The sequence below is a fragment of the Williamsia herbipolensis genome (assembly GCF_036153515.1).
GTDB lineage: Bacteria > Actinomycetota > Actinomycetes > Mycobacteriales > Mycobacteriaceae > Williamsia_A > Williamsia_A herbipolensis.
The window spans coordinates 567,904-586,229 of sequence record NZ_CP108021.1 but is presented as its reverse complement, the minus strand read 5'-3'; the positions used below and the strand labels follow the sequence as shown (position 1 = coordinate 586,229).

General features: G+C 68.2%; 15 protein-coding genes. 6 read left to right on the top strand and 9 right to left on the bottom strand.

The window, feature by feature from the left end:
* Positions 1-15: 15 nt before the first annotated feature.
* Positions 16-4,113: a bifunctional nitrate reductase/sulfite reductase flavoprotein subunit alpha gene (locus tag OG579_RS02655; protein ID WP_328857973.1), complete on the bottom strand. Its 4,098-nt coding sequence runs from the start codon at positions 4,111-4,113 to the stop codon at positions 16-18.
* 361 nt (positions 4,114-4,474) lie between these two features.
* Here OG579_RS02655 and OG579_RS02650 point away from each other — a divergent pair, with 361 nt between their 5' ends.
* The 4 genes from OG579_RS02650 (at position 4,475) to cynS (ending at position 8,689) form a co-directional block, all read left to right on the top strand.
* Positions 4,475-5,788: an O-acetylhomoserine aminocarboxypropyltransferase/cysteine synthase family protein gene (locus tag OG579_RS02650; RefSeq protein ID WP_328857972.1), complete on the top strand. Its 1,314-nt coding sequence runs from the start codon at positions 4,475-4,477 to the stop codon at positions 5,786-5,788.
* Positions 5,781-6,272, top strand: a complete 492-nt coding sequence (locus tag OG579_RS02645) for a CoA-binding protein (RefSeq protein ID WP_328857971.1) — start codon at positions 5,781-5,783, stop codon at positions 6,270-6,272. Before OG579_RS02650 ends, OG579_RS02645 begins: the two co-directional genes overlap by 8 nt.
* Before the next feature lie 27 nt (positions 6,273-6,299).
* Entirely contained in the window at positions 6,300-8,153 is a 1,854-nt protein-coding gene (locus tag OG579_RS02640; protein ID WP_328857970.1) for a glycoside hydrolase family 15 protein, read from the top strand.
* Positions 8,154-8,236: 83 nt separating this feature from the next.
* The gene (cynS, locus tag OG579_RS02635) at positions 8,237-8,689 is read left to right on the top strand and encodes a cyanase (protein WP_045822819.1); all 453 of its coding nucleotides are present in this window, start codon (positions 8,237-8,239) and stop codon (positions 8,687-8,689) included.
* On the opposite strand, the gene OG579_RS02630 is transcribed toward cynS, so the two are convergent.
* The 4 genes from OG579_RS02630 to OG579_RS02615 are packed head-to-tail and all read right to left on the bottom strand — an operon-like array spanning position 8,676 to position 11,995.
* Positions 8,676-10,118 carry a glucose-6-phosphate dehydrogenase gene (locus OG579_RS02630; RefSeq protein ID WP_328857969.1) on the bottom strand — a complete coding sequence of 481 codons (1,443 nt, stop codon included), beginning with the start codon at positions 10,116-10,118 and terminating at the stop codon, positions 8,676-8,678. The genes cynS and OG579_RS02630 overlap by 14 nt on opposite strands.
* Positions 10,119-10,174: 56 nt before the next feature.
* Entirely contained in the window at positions 10,175-10,642 is a 468-nt protein-coding gene (locus OG579_RS02625) for a nitroreductase/quinone reductase family protein (RefSeq protein ID WP_328857968.1), read from the bottom strand.
* A gap of 46 nt (positions 10,643-10,688) precedes the next feature.
* Entirely contained in the window at positions 10,689-11,567 is an 879-nt protein-coding gene (locus tag OG579_RS02620) for an alpha/beta fold hydrolase (RefSeq protein ID WP_328857967.1), read from the bottom strand.
* A complete protein-coding gene (locus OG579_RS02615) occupies positions 11,564-11,995 on the bottom strand; it encodes a type II toxin-antitoxin system Rv0910 family toxin (protein ID WP_045822815.1) in 432 nt (143 codons plus the stop codon). The genes OG579_RS02620 and OG579_RS02615 overlap by 4 nt, the downstream gene beginning before the upstream one ends.
* Positions 11,996-12,250: 255 nt before the next feature.
* On the opposite strand from OG579_RS02615, the gene OG579_RS02610 reads away from it, so the two are divergent.
* Positions 12,251-13,114 carry a cyclopropane mycolic acid synthase family methyltransferase gene (locus OG579_RS02610; protein ID WP_082080153.1) on the top strand — a complete coding sequence of 288 codons (864 nt, stop codon included), beginning with the start codon at positions 12,251-12,253 and terminating at the stop codon, positions 13,112-13,114.
* Positions 13,115-13,148: 34 nt separating this feature from the next.
* On the opposite strand, the gene OG579_RS02605 is transcribed toward OG579_RS02610, so the two are convergent.
* Positions 13,149-14,255, bottom strand: a complete 1,107-nt coding sequence (locus OG579_RS02605; protein ID WP_328857966.1) for a glycosyltransferase — start codon at positions 14,253-14,255, stop codon at positions 13,149-13,151.
* Positions 14,256-14,409: 154 nt separating this feature from the next.
* Between OG579_RS02605 and OG579_RS02600 the strand changes: the two genes are divergently transcribed.
* The gene (locus OG579_RS02600) at positions 14,410-15,087 is read left to right on the top strand and encodes a YoaK family protein (RefSeq protein ID WP_328857965.1); all 678 of its coding nucleotides are present in this window, start codon (positions 14,410-14,412) and stop codon (positions 15,085-15,087) included.
* 24 nt (positions 15,088-15,111) lie between these two features.
* On the opposite strand, the gene OG579_RS02595 is transcribed toward OG579_RS02600, so the two are convergent.
* The 3 genes from OG579_RS02595 to OG579_RS02585 form a co-directional block, all read right to left on the bottom strand.
* Positions 15,112-15,921, bottom strand: a complete 810-nt coding sequence (locus OG579_RS02595) for an adenylate/guanylate cyclase domain-containing protein (RefSeq protein WP_328857964.1) — start codon at positions 15,919-15,921, stop codon at positions 15,112-15,114.
* Positions 15,918-17,030 (bottom strand): ferredoxin reductase, encoded by a 1,113-nt coding sequence (locus tag OG579_RS02590; protein WP_328857963.1) that lies wholly within the window; start codon positions 17,028-17,030, stop codon positions 15,918-15,920. Before OG579_RS02590 ends, OG579_RS02595 begins: the two co-directional genes overlap by 4 nt.
* A 114-nt stretch (positions 17,031-17,144) precedes the next feature.
* The gene (locus OG579_RS02585) at positions 17,145-18,299 is read right to left on the bottom strand and encodes a DUF475 domain-containing protein (protein WP_328857962.1); all 1,155 of its coding nucleotides are present in this window, start codon (positions 18,297-18,299) and stop codon (positions 17,145-17,147) included.
* Between the last annotated feature and the right edge of the window lie 27 nt (positions 18,300-18,326).

The window sequence follows — 18,326 nt, the reverse complement described above, 5'->3', positions numbered from 1 at the left end:
ACCGCCGATGGTAGGTCAGTAGACGTCGCGTACGTATCGCTTGTCGGCGGCGAGCGCTTTCACGTGGGCCTCGGCGCTGTGCGGGGCGAGACGCCCGTACTGGGCAACCACGCCCTTGAGCGCCGCGTCGACGTCGCGGGCCATGCGCGTCGCGTCACCGCACACGTAGATCGACGCGCCCCGATGCAGCCAGTCCCAGATCTCGGAGCCGTGCTCGCGCATCCTGTCCTGTACGTAGACCTTGTCGGCCTGATCACGCGAGAACGCGACGTCGAGTCGGGTGAGCACGCCCTCGTCGAGCATCGTCGTCAGTTCGTCGCGGTAGTAGAAGTCGGTGGCCTCGTGTTGCTCACCGAAGAAGAGCCAGTTGGGTCCGGTGTGACCCAACGCGCGCCGCTCCTGCAGGAACGCGCGGAAGGGTGCCACGCCGGTGCCCGGCCCGATCATGATCATCGGGGTGTCGGGATCGGCCGGTGGACGGAAATGCGTCGACTTCTGGACGAAGATGCCGATCTCGTCGTCGTCGGCGTGATCGGCGAGATAGGTCGAGCACACGCCTCGTCGGGGTGTCCCGTGGAGATTGTGTCGCACGGCCGACACCGTCAGCTGCACCTCGTCGGGATGGTCGAGTGGGCTCGACGAGATCGAGTAGAGCCGGGGCTGCATCGGTTTGAGGACGGCCAGCCAGTCACGGATGCCGGCGCGAACAGGGTGGGCGGCGAGAAGGTCGAGTGACTGTCTCCCCCACGTCCAGTCGTTCAGTCGGTCACGGTTCTCGGGCAGCATCATCGCCTCGAGATCCACGTCGTTGGTGCGGCGCACCACGAAGCGCAGCAGATCGGGGGTGATGCGCGCTATCTCGAGATCGTCGCGTAGGGCGTCGCGCAGAGGCCGTGGTGGACGGCCGTCGAGGTCGACCGTGGCGTCGCCGTCGAGGCCCGTGAGTGTCAGCCACTCGTCGACCAGGTGCGTGCTGTTGCGGGGCCACACCCCGAGTGCGTCGCCGGTCTCGTAGCTCAGTGTGTCCGCGGGTAGGTGAAAACCGAAGTGGCGGACGTCTTTCGCCGATCCGGCACCGGACAGCGGTGTGTTGCGGATCAGACGTGTGCGCAGCGGCGACTTCCTGCTGTATCCCGCGGGCGCGGTCGGTGCGGTGGTCGGCACCAACGGGGCGCCGGTCGGTGCGGCTGGGGCCAGTCGTTCTGTGACCCTCTGTAGCCATCCGGCTGCGGTGTCGGCGAACTCGGGCTCGCAATCGGCACGCTCGGCGATGCGGTCGGCGCCCAGCTCGGCCAGCCGTGAATCGAGTTTGCGGCCGTGGCCGCAGAAGTCGTCGTAGTTGGAGTCGCCGAAGGCGAGCACCGAGTACCGCACGCCGCGCAGATCGGGCGCGTCCGGAGCGGTCACCTGGTCCCAGAACGCGACGCCGTTGTCAGGGGCGTCGCCGTCGCCGGTGGTGCTGGTGATCATCAGGGCCGCGTCGTGATGCGCGAGATCGGCCACCGAGAAGTCGTCCATGGAGCGCAGGGTGACCCCGACACCGGTGTCGGCCAGGTGGGCCGCGGCGGTGGCCGCGAACTCCTCCGCGGTCCCCGTCTGCGATGCGCACAGCACCACCGCCGTGGTCGTCGGCGTCGATTCGGTGTCGGCAGCGATGCTCCCCGACGGGACGGTGCGCGACCAGATGCCGGCGAGCACGCCGTCGACGTAGGCGCGGGCGGCCGGCGACAACGGCGCGTGGGCGGGAACGGTCGGCACCGAGCCGACCGGTGCGTCATCCATCGGCGCAGCCTGCAGACCCGCGACAAGGCCCGCGACCCATGTCCGTTCGGAGGCGGTCAGTTCGACGACGTCGGACGCCGAGACACCCAGGGCCCGGCCGAGCGACCCCATCTCGTCGGTGCTCGCCGAAGACGGGGCCTCGCCGGGAGCGGGCACGACCGACGATTCCACGGCGGGTCCCACCCGTACGAGCCGCACCGCGCAGAACTTGAACTCGGGTTGCTGCGACGCCGGGTCGATGGCGTCGTTGGTGACGGCATTGACGGCCAGGTTCTCGCCGAACACGTCGCTCCAGTGAAACGGTGCGAAGCAGCCACCGGGCCGGATCCGGTCGCTGATCGTCGCGGGGAGGACGGCCGTGCCGCGGCGTGAGGCGATCTCGACCCGGTCGCCGCTCGAGATGCCCAGAGACGCAGCGTCATCGGGGTGCATCTCGACGAACGGCCCCGGGTTCAGTTTGTTCAGCTTGGCGACCCGGCCGGTCTTGGTCATGGTGTGCCACTGGTGCGGTAGCCGGCCGGTGTTGAGGACGAACGGGTGGTCGTCGTCGGGCATCTCGGCGGGATCGATGGCCGGGCGGGCAAGGAACTGCGCGCGACCGTTCGGGGTCGCGAAGGCCAATCGGGGCGCCGTGCCGTCGGGTCGGGTCAGCAGCTTCTGGCTGACACCGTCGTTGAGGTAACGGATGGGATGGCGTGACCGCGTCGACGTCGGCGGGCAGGGCCATTGGACCGGTGACTCGCGCAGGCGGTCGTAGGTCACGCCCCGCAGGTCGTATCCGGTGCTCGGGTTCGCGAAACCGACGATCTCCTCGAAGACCTCCTCGGCGGTCGCGAAGTCGAAGGCCTCACCGAACCCGAGCTCGCGCGCCATGAGCGCGATGAGCTGCCAGTCGGGTAGACAGTCGTCGGGTGCCGGCACACCGGGTCGGAACAGCGTGAGAGTGCGTTCGGAGTTGACCATCACCCCCTCGGATTCGGTCCACGACGTCGCCGGCAGCACGACGTCGGCGTAGGTGTTGGTCTCGGTGTCGACGAACGTGTCCTGGGTGATCACCAGCTCGGCGCGTTCGAGCGCCGCGATGACCGTCGATCGGTTCGCCACGCTGGCAACGGGATTGGTGCAGATGATCCAGCAGGCCTTGATCTCGCCCTGCGCCATGCGGGAGAACATGTCGATGGTGCCCGCGCCCGCCTCGGTGCGCAGCGACCCGGCCGGCAGACGCCACGCGTCCTCGACGAACGAGCGGTCGGCGTCGACGAGGACACTGCGCTGGCCGGGCAGCCCCGGCCCCATGTAGCCCATCTCGCGGCCACCCATCGCGTTCGGCTGACCGGTGAGCGAGAACGGGCCGCTGCCGGTGCGGCAGATCGCCCCGGTCGCCAGGTGCAGATTGCACAACGCGTTGGTGTTCCATGTCCCGTGTGTCGACTGGTTGAGGCCCATGGTCCAGCAGCTCATCCAGTCGTCGGCCTCGGCGATCCACCGTGCGGCGGTCCGCAGGTCGGACTCGTCCACGCCGCATCGCTCGCTCACCACGGCCGGGGTGTACTCGGCCAGGAACTCGACGATCACATCCCAGCCGTCGGTGAACTCGGCGATGAAGTCGTGATCGACCGCATCGGCCTCGACGAGCAGGTGGAGCAGACCGTTCATCAGCCACAGATCGGTGCCGGGGGCGATCTGCAGGAACAGATCGGCCTTGTCGGCGGTGGCGGTCCGGCGAGGATCCACCACGATCAGGCGCGCACCGGACTTGATGCGGTCGAGCATCCGCAGATGCAGGATCGGATGGCAGTCGGCCATGTTGGCGCCGGTGACGAAGAACAGATCGGCGTGGTCGAAGTCGTCGTAGGAGCCGGGCGGCCCGTCGGCACCGAGCGACTGCTTGTACCCGGTGCCGGCGCTGGCCATGCACAGTCGGGAGTTCGACTCGATGTGCGACGTCCGGAGATAGCCCTTCGCGAGCTTCGTCGCGAGGTACTGCGCCTCCAACGACATCTGTCCGGACACGTAGATCGCGACCGCGTCCGGGCCGTGTTCGTCGACGATGGCGCGCAGTCGACCCGCGGCGAGACCGATGGCGTCGGACGTCGCGGTCGGGACCGCGGCGCCGCCGCGTTCGGCGCGGACGAGTGCGGTCTGCAGGCGACCGGGAGCGGCGAGCATGTCGGCCGTGGTGGCGCCTTTGGTGCACAGACGTCCGGCGTTGCTGGGGTGTGCGGTGTCCCCCGAGGTCTTGGTGACGATGTCGCCGCCGTCGGGACCACGGCCGATCTGCAGGACCATGCCGCACCCCACGCCGCAGTACGCGCACAGGGATCTGACCATGGCCCCATGGTGGCGGTGCGGGCTCTCGCGGCGATTACCTCGCTGTGTGTCGGAGGTGACGATCTCCTCACCGCGCCCCGCCCGATCGGGTGAGCGTGGGACATCCGGATCGGACCACCTCGATCGGAACCCATCGGTGCAGTTCACAGGCGTCGACAGATGCCCTCGGCCGGTTCGGCGACCGGTCCTGCGCCTGGCCGTGACGAGACCGTCCACCGCGCGAGAGGACCGGTCATCGCCACGTCCACCACCCATATCGGCGGCGAGAACTCCGCGCCGCACCCGGTCGGGAACCTCACGACCCTGCGCGTCGGTCGAGTCGCCGCAGCCGGCTCGACGCCGCGATGGTAGAACTCGCAGGGTGAGCGACCACGAATTCGGCTTGCGTACCCGGGCGATTCACGCGGGAGCCCGCGTCGACCCGCACACCGGTGCCCGAGCCATCCCGATCTACCAGACCGCCAGCTATGTCTTCGCCGACGCCGACGACGCCGGCGACCTCTTCGCCCTGCAGAAGTACGGGAACATCTACAGCCGTATCGGCAACCCCACGGTCGCCGCGTTCGAGGAGCGGATGGCCAGCCTCGAGGGTGGGATCGGGGCGGTCGCGACCGCCAGCGGCCTGTCAGCGGAGTTCGCGGTCTTCGCCACCCTGGCCGGCGCCGGGGACCACATCGTCGCCGCGGCCGGACTCTACGGCGGAACGGTCACCCAGCTCGATGTGACCTTGCGCCGCTTCGGGATCGAGACGACCTTCGTCGGCGGCACCGATCCGGCCGATTACGCCGCGGCGATCACCGATCGCACCAAACTCGTCTACGCCGAGGTGATCGGCAACCCGTCGGGCGAGATCGCCGACCTCGAGGGGCTGGCAGCCGTGGCCCACGACCACGGACTCCCCCTCGTCGTCGACTCCACCATGGCGACCCCGTGGCTGTGCCGACCGATCGAACACGGTGCCGACGTGGTGGTCCACTCGGCCACGAAGTTCCTCGGCGGGCACGGCACCACCCTCGGTGGGGTGATCGTCGAGTCGGGCCGATTCGACTGGGGCTCGGGTCGGTTCCCCGCCATGACCGAGCCGGTCGCCTCCTACGGTGGCCTCACCTGGTGGGGCAACTTCGGCGAGTACGGGTTCCTCACCAAGGTCCGCAGCGAGCAGGTCCGTGACCTCGGCGCCAGCCTTGCCCCGACGTCGGCGTTCCAACTGATCCAGGGCATCGAGACCCTGCCGCAGCGGATGGACGCGCACATGTCCAACGCGCGGGCGGTCGCACAGTGGCTTGACGCCGACCCCCGCGTCACCTACGTCCGGTGGGCCGGCCTGCCCGACCACCCCCACGCCGAGCGCGCGGCGAAGTACCTGCCGGCCGGGCCGGGCGCGGTGTTCGCCTTCGGTATCGCCGGCGGACGCGACGCCGGTCATGCCTTCGTCGAGAACGTGCGTCTGGCCAGTCACGTCGCGAACATCGGCGACGTGCGGACCCTCGTGATCCACCCCGGCAGCACCACGCACCGGCAACTTACCGCCGAGCAGCTCGAGGCCGCGGGTGTTCCCGACGACCTCATCCGCATCAGCGTCGGCATCGAGGACATCGAGGACATCCTCTGGGATCTCGATCAGGCGTTGGCCGCGGCGACGGCCACCGCGGAGGAGGCGAACTCCGATGTCTGACACCAGGACCTGGGTGGGCCCCACGGCCGCACAACGCCGGACCATCCTCACCGAGACGCGGACGATCGCCATCGTCGGTGCCTCGAAGAACCCCGCGCGCGCGAGCTACTTCGTGAACAAGTACCTGTCGTCGACCTCGGACTACACCATCTGGCTCGTCAACCCCACGATCGACGAGATCGAGGGCGCCACCGTGTACCCGACGCTCGCCGATCTGCCCGGCACCCCCGACCTCGTCGACGTGTTCCGCAGACACGACGACCTGCCCCAGGTGGCCGAGGAGGCCATCGCCGTCGGAGCGCGGACCCTGTGGTTGCAGCTCGGCCTCTGGCACGAGGAGGTCGCGCGCCGGGCGGAGGACGCGGGGCTGCGCGTGGTGATGGACCGCTGCATCAAGATCGAGCACGCGCGGTTCCACGGCGGTCTGCACCTCGCAGGTTTCGACACCGGCGTGATCGACTCGCGTCGTCGGTCGGGTCTGTGACCGGGTGATCTCCGTCGAACTGCCAGTATGGGGAGTGTGACCCGCAACGACGCCACCAGGCCCACGACCGACGATTCGGTCGACGGCTACCTCCCCATCGCCGACCACGGTGTCATCGGTGATCTGCGCACCGCCGCACTGGTCGGCATCGACGGTCGTATCGACTGGTTCTGCTGCCCGCGCTTCGACTCGCCGAGTGTGTTCGGCTCGCTCCTCGACTCGTCGAAGGGCGGATCGTGGGAAATGTCGATGGTCGACGGGTTGGTGTCGACGAAGCAGTTCTACCTCCCCGACTCCAACGTCCTCGTGACCCGGTTCATGAGCGAGGACGGCGTCGCCGAGGTGCAGGATCTGATGCCGCTGGCCAAGCCACGGGACCCCGATCACCGGACCCGGATCGTGCGTCGCATCGAATGCGTCCGCGGGCGCGTCACCATGTCGATGCGCCTCGATCCCGCCTTCGACTACGGCCGCGCCGAGCACACGGCGTCGGCTGTCGACGACAACCACGTCACGCTCTCCGGTGGCGACCTGACGTTGTACCTCGCGGCCGACGTGCCGCTCGAGGTCGACGGCGGCGTGGTGACCTCGCGCATGCAGCTCGGTGTCGGTGAGGCCGCCACCTTCAGCCTCGGTGCCGACGAGATCCCGGACGCAGAACGCGATTCCGAGGCCTCGGAGCACATCATCCACGGGACGGTGCGGTTCTGGCAGTCGTGGTTGGCCCAGTCGAACTACACCGGTCGCTGGCGCGAGATGGTGCATCGCTCGGCCCTGGCGCTCAAGCTCATGACCCATGAGCCGACGGGTGCCATCGTCGCCTCGGTCACCACCGCGCTGCCCGAGGAGATCGGCGGCGAACGCAACTGGGACTACCGATACGTCTGGATCCGCGACGCGGCGTTCTCGCTGTACGGCCTGCTGCGGCTCGGTTTCAACGACGAGGCGGCCGCGTTCATGGGGTGGCTCACGCGGCGGTTCAGCGACGGAGGCGACGCCGACGGCCGGCCCCTGCGTCTGATGTACACCATCGACGGCGAGTCCCCGCCCGACGAGAAGCCGCTCGAGCACTGGGAGGGCTACCGCGGGTCGACCCCGGTGAACGTCGGCAACGGTGCCACCAACCAGATGCAGCTCGACATCTACGGCGAGCTGATCGACTCGGTCTACCTGTTCAACAAGTACGGGCCCGGTATCTCGTGGAGCTCGTGGAACCAGTTGTGCGGGGTGATGTCCTGGCTCGTCGACAACTGGGACCAGTCCGACGAGAGCATCTGGGAGGTGCGATCGGAGTCCCAGAACTTCGTCTACTCGCGACTCATGTGCTGGGTCGCGTTCGAGCGCATGATCCGTATGAGTCGTCAGCGCGGACTTCCCGGTGACGTCGCGACGTGGATGAAGACCCGCGACGAGATCTTCGATCAGATCATGACCAAGGGGTGGAACGAGTCCCGCCAATCGTTCACGCAGACCTTCGAATCCGACCGGCTCGACGCCTCGCTGCTGCTCATCCCGGCGGTGAAGCTGCTCTCCCCCACCGATCCGCGGTTCCTGGCGACGCTGGAGGCCATCGAGGGCCAGCTGGTGAGCGATTCGCTGGTCTTCCGGTATGACGCAAGCGATCACGACGACGGTCTCAGCGGGACCGAGGGCACCTTCTCGCTGTGTTCGTTCTGGTACGTCGAGGCGTTGACGCGGGTCGGACGTCGGGCCGACGCCCGCCTGGCGATGGAGAAGATGTTCACCCACGCCAACCATCTCGGTCTCTACGCCGAACAGGTCGGTCTCACCGGTGAACAGCTCGGCAACTTCCCCCAGGCGTTCACCCACCTCGCCCTGATCAGCGCCGCCTACAACCTCGATCGCGAACTCGGCGCCTGAGCCTCACCGCGAACGGGGTGTAGGACCCGGGTGTGGCAACGGTCGTCGTGCGCTGGCGGGTGAACGCGAGAAGACTGGTCGGCATGCATCGCACCGAACTGACCGAACTCATCGTCGCGCGCCGCATCGAGGCGGGGGTGACGTGGCAGGACCTGGCCGACGCCGTCGACCGACCCGTCGTGTGGACCACGGCGGCGTTGTTGGGCCAACACCCCATTCCCCGCCCGGAGGCGGAGGTCCTCGTCGAGAAGCTGGGTCTGCCCACCGACGTGGTCGCGCTGCTGGGGGCGGTGCCGGTCCGGGGAACCGATCGTGATGTCGCGGTGAGCGATCCGACGATCTATCGCCTGTACGAGGCGTTGGCCGTCTACGGGCCCGCGCTCAAGGAGCTGATCCACGAGAAGTTCGGCGACGGCATCATGAGCGCCATCAACTTCAGCCTCGACATCGACAAGGTCCCGCACGATTCCGGCGACCGTGTGGTGATCACCTTCGACGGGAAGTTCCTGCCGTACGACTGGGTCAGCGGCCGCTGACGAACCAGCCCACCGGATCGGCCAGGGCGTCGGCGGCGTGCGGGCCCATCGAACCGGGCGCGTAGGACTGGATCGCCGGCGGGTTGTCGAGCAGCGGCGCCGCGACCTCCCACACGTGGGCCAGTCCATCGGGACGGGTGAAGAGCGAGCGATCGCCGTCGAGAACGTCGAAGAGAAGACGTGAATACGGCGACAGGCCACCGCCGTTGGTCTCGATGGAGCTCAGGGGCAATTCCATGTGCGCCACCGAGAGCTCCTCACCGGGGCCGGGTGTCTTCACCGTCAGCGTGATGTCGATCTCGCCGTCACCGGACAGATCGAAGGTCAGCGCCGCGCCGTCGGCGGGCAGGTGGGTGACCGGGCCGTCCTCGGGTCGACGGAACACCAGCGTCACGCGCTGCGCGGAGACGCCCAGCATCTTCCCGGTCCGCAACACGAACGGGACGTCACGCCACCGGTCGGTGTCGACCCACATCCGTGCGGCGACGTAGGTGTCGGTGTCGGAGTCGTCGGCGATGCCCTCGGTGTCGCGGTAGCCGTCGTACTGACCGAGCACCACCTCGTCGGTGTCGATGGGGCGGAACGCCGCGATCACCGACTCCCGTGCGGTCTGCAGGTCGTCGGCGCGCAGGCTCAACGGCGGCTCCATGGCCACCTCGGCCGCCACCTGGAACAGGTGGGTGACGAGCATGTCCAACACCGCACCGGTGGCGTCGTAGAACTCGGCGCGGTCGTCGATGTCGAGCGTCTCGGGGATGTCGATCTGCACCTGCTCCACGTGTTCCCGGTTCCACAGGCCGGCGAACATGCCGTTCGCGAACCGGATGATGTGCAGGTTCTGGGTGCTCTCCTTGCCGAGGAAGTGGTCGATTCGATAGACCTGCTTCTCGTCGAACACCTCGTGCACCGCGACGTCGAGTTCCTCGAACGACTTCTGCGAGGTGCCGAACGGCTTCTCGTAGACCACCCGTGCGCCCTCGTCGAGTCCGTGCTCGCCGAGCGCCTTCGTGTAATCGGTGAACGTGGCCGGCGGCAGGGCGATGTAGTGCACGAGTTGGACGTCGTCGCCGCTGAAGTCGCCCGCCCCGTCGTCGTCGCCGTTGCGGATCTCGTCGATGACGTCGGGGAGCTGTCCGGGATCGTCGACCGTGAATCCCCCACCGGCGAAACGGAGATTCTTCGCGAACGCGTCCCAGTGGTCGTCGGTCCCGTCGCCGAACTCGGTCAGCGCGTCGGCGACGTGCTGCCGGAACTCGTCGTCGGTGCGCTCGCCGCGACCGTTGCCGATGAGCTTCCACCGCGTCGGCAGCAGCTCGCGTTGGGCGAGTTCGTAGAAGGCGGGCAGCACCATCCGTTTGGCGAGATCACCGGTGGCACCGAACAAGACGAAGACCGTGGGGGTGTCGGCCCCTGAGGTGGAGTCGGGCATGGCTCCACTATGCCCCACGCGCGGCGGTGGGTGCCGAGCAGCGCTCGACCGGCAGCTCAGCGTCGGGTGAGGACGAAGACCGGGATGGTCCGGTCGGTGCGTTGTTCGTAGAGACGGAAATTGGGCCATACGTCGAGGAGTTCGGCCCACAGCGCGGGTCGGTCGTCACCGGCCTCACGCCACGACACCTCGATCGGGGTGCCGTCGACGACGATCTCGGCGGAGTCGGCGGCGCGCAGGTTGTACACCCATGTCGGGGTCGTGGGGTTGCCGAAATACGAGCCGGCGATCAGCCATTCGCCGTTGCTGCGCGGTGCGCACAGCAACGGGGTCGATCGCAGGACGCCGCTCTTGCGGCCCGGGACCCGCAGCATGAGGTTGGGGAGTCCCGCGATGTCGAGCAGGCTGACCCGCCCGCTCGTGACACGTTGCAGGCGACTGTCGGTCTTCTCGATCAGCGGCAGTGCCTTCGGCATCCAGGGGATGGCACCGATGCGGACGGCGAGCGGAGTGAGCAGACCCATGCCGTCGACGGTAGTCGGCCCGCGGCAGCGGATCCGACCGTCCCGGCTAACTCGATCGGTGGCCCGGCGCGACCGGGCGCCGCGTACGGGCGGGCTGTCGTTGGAACTCCAGGAGCAGACGCGCCACCGCATCGGGGTCCTCGACCTGTGGGAAGTGGCCGACACCGGGGAGGATCTCGAGCCGGCTCGCCGGCATCGCCTCGTGTGCCGCGTGCGCATGTGCCACGGGGATCACGGCGTCGTCATCACCCCAGATGAGCAGGGTGGGCATCCCCTCGTTGAGGTGCAGTTTGCCCATGGCGCTGACCGCCTGTCCGCGATGGTCGACCACCGCGCGCAGGGTGCGCAGGAACGCCGCGCGGGTCTCCCGGTCACCCAGGGACCGGTGCGCACGCCACATCTCGTTCGCACGGGGGGCGCGCAGCCCGCGCTCCCCCAACCACGACGCCACCTTGTTGCCCGCGGTGATCACCGGCGGCGCGGCGATGACGGGCATCAGCAGCTCCGCACCGGGGGCGGCGAGCAGCCGTAGCGTCCAGCTGACGTCGGGCCCGAGGCCGCCGCTGCTGATCAGCGCGAGACGGTGGCAGTACTCGGGGTGTTGGTAGCTGAACTGCATCGCGACGCCGCCGCCGAGCGACTGACCGACGACGGTTGCGCTCTCGATCCCCAGTTCGTCGAGCAGGTCACGCAGCCAGGCCGCGAACGATCCCAGTGAGTAGTCGCCGCGCGGTTTGCCCGACGCCCCGTGACCGGGCAGGTCGGGGGCGAGGACGCGATGGTGGCGCGCGAGCTCCGGGATCACGTCGCGCCAGGTGGCCGAGCTCCCGGCCATCCCGTGGATCAACAGGATGACCTCGCCGCGACCGACGTCCCGGTAGGCGGCGGGCTCACCGTTGATGGTGGTGATCGACGGGGCGCTCATGAGCTCAGCGCCGCGAGGTTGTCGACCGACCGCCGTACGTCGGACTCGATGACGCGGGCGACCAGGGAGCCGACCGGACCGCTGAGCAGGCCTCCGCTCAGGGTCGCGGTCAGGTCGAATCGCGAACCGGAGTCGACCTCGGCGACGGTCATCGACAGGTCGATCTTCACCCCGCCCCGACCGGTGCCCCGCAAGCCGATGCGTTCGGGCTCGTCGTAGGTCGTGACCGTCCAGCTGATCACGTTGCGGAAGCCTTTCACCTTGATGAGCGACTTCACCGAGGTGCCCTTCTCGATCCGGCTGGGCACCTCCGATCGCCACCCGCCGAAGATCGTCAGCCATTCGTCGAAACGACCCAGGTCCGATGCGAGCGCCCAGGCATCGGCCGGGGACAGGTCCGAATCGACCGTCACGGTCACACTTGCCACAGTGGGAGTCCTTCGCATCGGGGTGCGGCGACGTGTACCGCCGCCTTCCGGCCGACGCTACCGGTGAACGCGGGCCGTGGTCGCCCCACCGCCCCGCCTGCCGCGGCGTGGGTGTGATCTGGCGCACCGGTAAGGTGACCGGCGACGATGCTCTGCGGACCATTTCGGCCCAGCCCACGGCCGAGGTGCCCGTACGAGCCACGATCCTCCGCACCGGTGGATCAGGGGGAACACCACGGAAGGAAGATGGCACCCATGACCGAGCTGGACCCGTTCTACGAGGATGTGCAGGCGCACTACGACCTCTCCAACGACTTCTTCGACCTGTTCCTCGACCCGTCGCGGATGTATAGCTGCGCGTACTTCAAAGAGGACGACTACACCCTCGAGCAGGCGCAGTACGCGAAGATCGACCTCTCCCTCGGCAAGCTGGGGCTCGAGCCGGGGATGACGTTGCTCGACGTCGGCTGCGGCTGGGGCACCACCATCAAGCGCGCGATGGAGACCTACGACGTCAACGTCATCGGACTCACGCTGAGCAAGAACCAGTACGAGCTCGTGAACGCCTCCTTGGCCGAGGCCACGCCCGAGGGACGGACCGCCGAGGTGCGTCTGCAGGGCTGGGAGGAGTTCGACCAGCCCGTCGACCGCATCGTGAGCATCGGTGCCTTCGAGCACTTCCGCGCCGAGCGCTACCCCCAGTTCTTCGAGAAGACCTACAACCTGCTGCCCGCCGACGGCCGCATGCTGCTGCACACGATCGTCGCGTTCAACCGGCACGTGATCCGCGAGAAGGGGCTGCCGATCACCCGCGAGGTGCTGCAGTTCGCCCGCTTCATCGCCAACGAGATCTTCCCGGGTGGGCAGCTGCCCGAACCCCACGACGTCGAGCGCGAGTCGACCGCAGCGGGATTCACCGTCGAGAAGATCCAGCCGTTGCAGCAGCACTACGCCCGCACGCTCGACATCTGGGCGGCCGCGCTGGAGAAGCGTCGCGACGACGCGATCCGCATCGCCTCGGAGGACGTGTACAACACCTACATCCACTACCTGACCGGGTGCGCCGACTACTTCCGCAACGGCTACATCGACGTCATGCAGTTCACGCTGGCCAAGTAGTCCTCCACCACCGATCCGCGCCCTCGACCCCCGGTCACGACCGGGGGTCGAGCACGTCGAGCATGCCCTGCACCGCCGACGGCCAGCCGTAGTCCTCGGCACGCAGTCGCGCGCTGATCCGTCCACCCGACGACAGCGCGAACACCGACCGCACACCGTCGGCGAACTCGCCGGTGGTGTTGCCCGCGATCGCACCACAGCGGTCGGTCACCATCTCCGCGACGGCCGAGGTGCGTGAGGCGACGACCGGTGTCCCCGCGGCGAGCGATTCCAACGCGGACAGGCAGAAGGTCTCGTGTGGTCCCGGGGCGAGGGCGACGTCGGCGGCGGCGAGCAGTTCGGCGACCCGCGTCCGACTGTCGAGGAACCCGGTGAACTCGACGGGCAGCCCCGCGGCACGTCGGGTCAACGAGGCCCGGCGCGGGCCGTCCCCCGCGATGACCAGGCGCGCGTCGACTCCGTCGCCGATCAACCCCGCGCAGGTGTCGATGCTGCGCTCGACGTGCTTCTCCACCGACAGACGTCCACAGTGCACGAGCAGGTGCGAGGAACCGCCCCGCCAGGCGTCGACGGTGGTGGTGTTGCGCCGACGCGGGTGGAACAGGTCGAGATCGACGCCGAGGGGCACGCGGTGGACGTTGGTCGCGCCGATCCGGTCGAATTCGGCGCGGGCGAACGCGGTGGTGCAGACCACCGCGTCGTACCCCGCCGCCGTGCGTGCGTTGGCGATGTCGGCCGCGGCGCGGGCCCACCGCGCCGGCATCACCTGCCCCAGGAGGCGGTCGAGGCGCTCGTGGCTGATCATCACCGATGCGATGCCGCGGCGGCGCGCCCAGGGGCCGAGCCCACGCAGCGTCAGCCGATCGGAGACCTCCAGGGCGTCCGGTGCGAGACCGACGAGGAGGTCGGTCACCCGTCGTGGATCGGCGACGCGATATCCGCCGGTGCCGGGGATCCCGATGGCGGGCACCGTGATGCGTGCGACACCCGAGTCGAGGACCTCCTCCGACGCCGTTCGGCCCGGGACGATCACCGTGACACTGTGGCCGTGATCGGTGTAACCGCGCCCCAGTTGGTCGACCGCGGTCCGGAGCCCACCGGAGCGCGGACCGTAGAAGTTCGCGACCTGCACGATGCGCATGACCGCAGTGTCCCGTCGACGCGACGCCGTCGTGTTACGCCGAGATGACCGGCGGCACAACATGTGCACAATTCACATCGCCGGTTTCGTGACGTCGCACAAACCGACTCGGTGGTCACAGGAAGGTCTCAGAGAACGCCGCTAACCTCGCAACATGGACACGATCGCCGACAAGGAATCGCGACTCTCATGGGTGCTCGCCGGCCTCGCCGGACTGGTGGGCGCAGCGGCATTCACCCAGACCGGAGGGTATTTCGTCACCTTCATGACCGGGAACGCCGAACGCGGTGCGCTCGGCTTTCTGCAGGGTCGGCCCTGGATGGCCACCGCAGCCCTGCTGCTGACGTTGTCGTTCGTCTCCGGTGTCGTCGTTGCCTCGTTGTGCCGCAGGCATTTCTGGGTCAATCACCCGCACGGTGCCACGGTGCTCACCACCGGTGCGCTCGCCATCGCGACGGTCGTCGACCTCTTCATGGCGGGATGGGATGCGCCACAACTGAATTTCGTGCCGATCATCTTCGTCGCCTTCGGTATCGGCGCGCTCAACACGTCGTTCTGCAAGAACGGCGAGGTGTCGATCCCGCTGAGTTACGTCACCGGGACACTGGTGAAGATGGGGCAGGGAATCGAACGCCACATCAGCGGCGGACCGATCACCGCCTGGCTCGGCTACTTTTTGCTCTACGCCGCGTTCTTCGTCGGCGCCGTCGCCGGCGGCATCATCAGCCTGATCATCACCAACCCGCAGATGCTCCTCGTCGCCACCGTGATCAGTGCTGCGACGACGATCTACACCTATTCCAGCGCCGACCGGAGCGGTGTTCTCGGCTGACGACGCACGTGGCGTCGGCCGCGATCACTCGTACCTGGGCACCACCGCGTACACGATCAGGTCGCGAGGCGCGCCCTTGGCGCGGAAACGCCTGCGGCGCATGATGTATTTGTCGGCGCGCGTCGCGTCCAGGGTGGAACTGGTGGCCAGCACCTCTCCCCCGGCCGCGGCGTCGGCCACCCGGGCGGCGATGTTGACGTCGACGCCGAGGTAGTCGTCGCCTTCCCTGCGGGGCTTGCCGGTGTGCAGTCCGGCGCGCAGGGCCGGGCGATAGCCGTCGACGGTGATCGCGCTGACGGCGACGCACGCCTCGTGAGCCGCCTCGATGGCGTCGGCGCCGTCGACGAACACCGCCATCGTGCCGTCGCCGAGCGACTTGACCACACGTCCGTTGCGTCGGGTGACCACCTCGTCGGTGGCCGCGTTGACCTGGCGCAGGAGGGTGAGGACCCTGTCGTCGCCGGCGGCGAGCGCCCAGGTGGAGAAGCCGACGAGGTCGGTGAACAGGATGGTGACGAACTCGCTGGGTGTCGCGGTGGGCGCGCGCCGTGCACCGATCGCCTGCCAGAGCTGCACCGCGGTGAGACCGAGTTCCTTCAGGGCGCTGGGTTCCTCGGCCCCGGCCTCGCCGATGAGCCGCGCGATGCGGTCACTGCGTCGCGTCGGGTTGCTGGACACCTCGAGAATGGGGAGGTCGCCGGGAGCGACCTGTCGCGCGGTGCGCGCGGCGCGCACCACCGAATCGGTGCGGTTGACCCGCGATGCCCACCGACGCGCCGATTGCAGTGCGTCGACGACCGACCGACCGGGGCTGCGCTTGTCTCGTGGGGTCACAGGTCGATGGTGCACTCGCCCGAGACGGTGCTGATGCAGGTCTGGATACGGTCGCCCTCGCGACTCTCGGTCCCGTTGCGGAGATCCCGGGTGTATCCCCCGGTCAGCTGCACCACGCAGCTCTGGCAGATACCCATCCGGCACCCGAACGGCATCTGCACACCCTGGCTCTCCCCTGCCTCGAGCAGCGTGGTCGCACCGTCGATCTCCAGGGACCGGCCCGAACGGGTGAACGTGACCGTGCCGCCCTCACCACCCTTGTCGGTACGGGCGATGGCGAAGCGTTCGACGTGCAGGTTGTCATCGAGTCCGGCGGCGCCCCACGTGCGTTCGACGTCGTCGAGCATCGCGATCGGACCGCACGCCCACGTCGATCGCGTCTGCCAGTCGGCGACGCGATCACCGAGGCGTCCGAGGTCGACCTTGCCCATGGTCCGGGTCAGTTGCAGGTCGAGCGTGTAGCCGACACCGGCGGCAGCGAGCTCCTCGAGTTCGGCGAGAAAGATGACGTCCTCGCGGGTCGGCGCCGAGTGCACGTGGACGATGTCGGGGGTCTCGCCGCGGGACCGCAGTCCGCGCAGCATGGAGATGACCGGGGTGATCCCGCTGCCTGCGGTGATGAAGAGGATCGACGGCGGGGCCGGATGCGGCAGCGTGAAGTCCCCCTTGGGGGCGGCGAGCCGGATGACCGTCCCCGGCGCGACGCCGTCCACGAGATGCGTCGAGAGGAAGCCGTCGGGGTTGGCCTTCACCGTGATGGTGATGCGCTTCTTGCGGGTCGCCCCGATAGAGGTCAGAGAGTACGACCGCCAATGCCAGCGGCCCTCGATCTGGAGGCCGATTCCGACGTATTGGCCGGGTTGATAGTTGTGGGAGAAACCCCACCCGGTCTCGATCTCGACGGTCGCGGTGTCGGTGGTCTCGCGGGTCACGGCCACGATCCGACCTCGCAGCTCCCGGGCCGACCACAGCGGGTTGAGCAGATGCAGGTAGTCGTCGGGCAACAGCGGGGTGGTCGCCCGGGCGACGAGTCCGCGGATCACGTTCACCTGGGGCGCCGTCGCGGAGACATCGGCGGCGGGCCGCCGACTCCACTTCAACAGATCCATGTCCATCCCTGCCCGTCTGCTCGGCCGCTCACGAATCGGTCCCCGTCGCCGAGGCCCGACAGCACACTACCCGCCGGTCGACGTCGTCCTGTCGACGATGCAACGGGGGACGAATCATTCGGTGACGGTGGCCATCTCGCCCGCGGGCGCACCGGCGGCCGGCGGGGTCGAGTCGTCGCCGGCCTCGCGTCGGTTGGCGATCACGCTGCTGATGAAGGCCGCGCCGATGAACGCGACGCCGACGAGGCCGGTGATGATCTCGTTGATGTGGTACTCGATCGAGATGAACAGGATCACCGACAGGGCGCCGATCGCCCAGTGGGCGCCGTGTTCGAGATACCGGTACTCGGCGAGGGTCCCCTGTCGCACCAGGAACACGGTGATCGAGCGCACGAACATCGCGCCGATGAAGCCGAGACCCAGAGCGATGATGATCGGGTCGGCGGTGATGGCGAATGCGCCGATGACGCCGTCGAAGGAGAACGACGCGTCGAGCACCTCGAGGTAGAGGAACAGGAAGAACGCGGCCTTGCCGGTCGCCTTCACCAGGGTCGACGGCCCACCGGCGGCCCGTGACGCGACATCGCGTTCGTGGTCTTCCTCGAGTTGCTCGGTGTGGAACAGCGAGCCGAGACCGTCGACGGCGATGTAGGTGATCATGCCCAGCACGCCGGCGATCATGATCGTCGCGCGGTGCTGGTCGTCGGCGAGGAACTCCGCGACCAGCGTCAGGCTGCCACCGGCGATGATCACCGAGAGCGCGTCGAGCTTGCCGATCGCCGCCAACGGCTTCTCGAACCACGACAACCACTTGGTGTCGCGTTCGGCGAGGATGAAGTTCAGGAACAGCATGAACAGGAACATCCCGCCGAACGCGGCGATCTGCGGATGGGCGTCGGTGAGGATCTTCTCGTAGCTCGGGCTGCCGTCGGCGAAGTTCTCGGCGCCACCCGCGGGCGGGTTCATGGCCAGATCGAACGCCCGGACCGGATCCAGTCCCGCCGTGACCCAGACGATCACGAGCGGGAACAGGAGCCGCATGCCGAAGACGGCGATGATGATGCCGACCGTGAGGAACATCTTCTGCCAGAACTCGCTCATCTTCTCGAGCACGGTCGCGTTGATGACCGCGTTGTCGAAGGAGAGCGAGACCTCGAGCACACCGAGGATGGCGCACAGTGCCACCGCTTCCCAGCTGCCGTAGATGAACGCCACCACCAGAGAGGCGATGGTCACCAGGATCGAGATCCCGAAGGTGCGAACAACCACGAGGGGAAGCCTTTCGAAGGGGGCTAG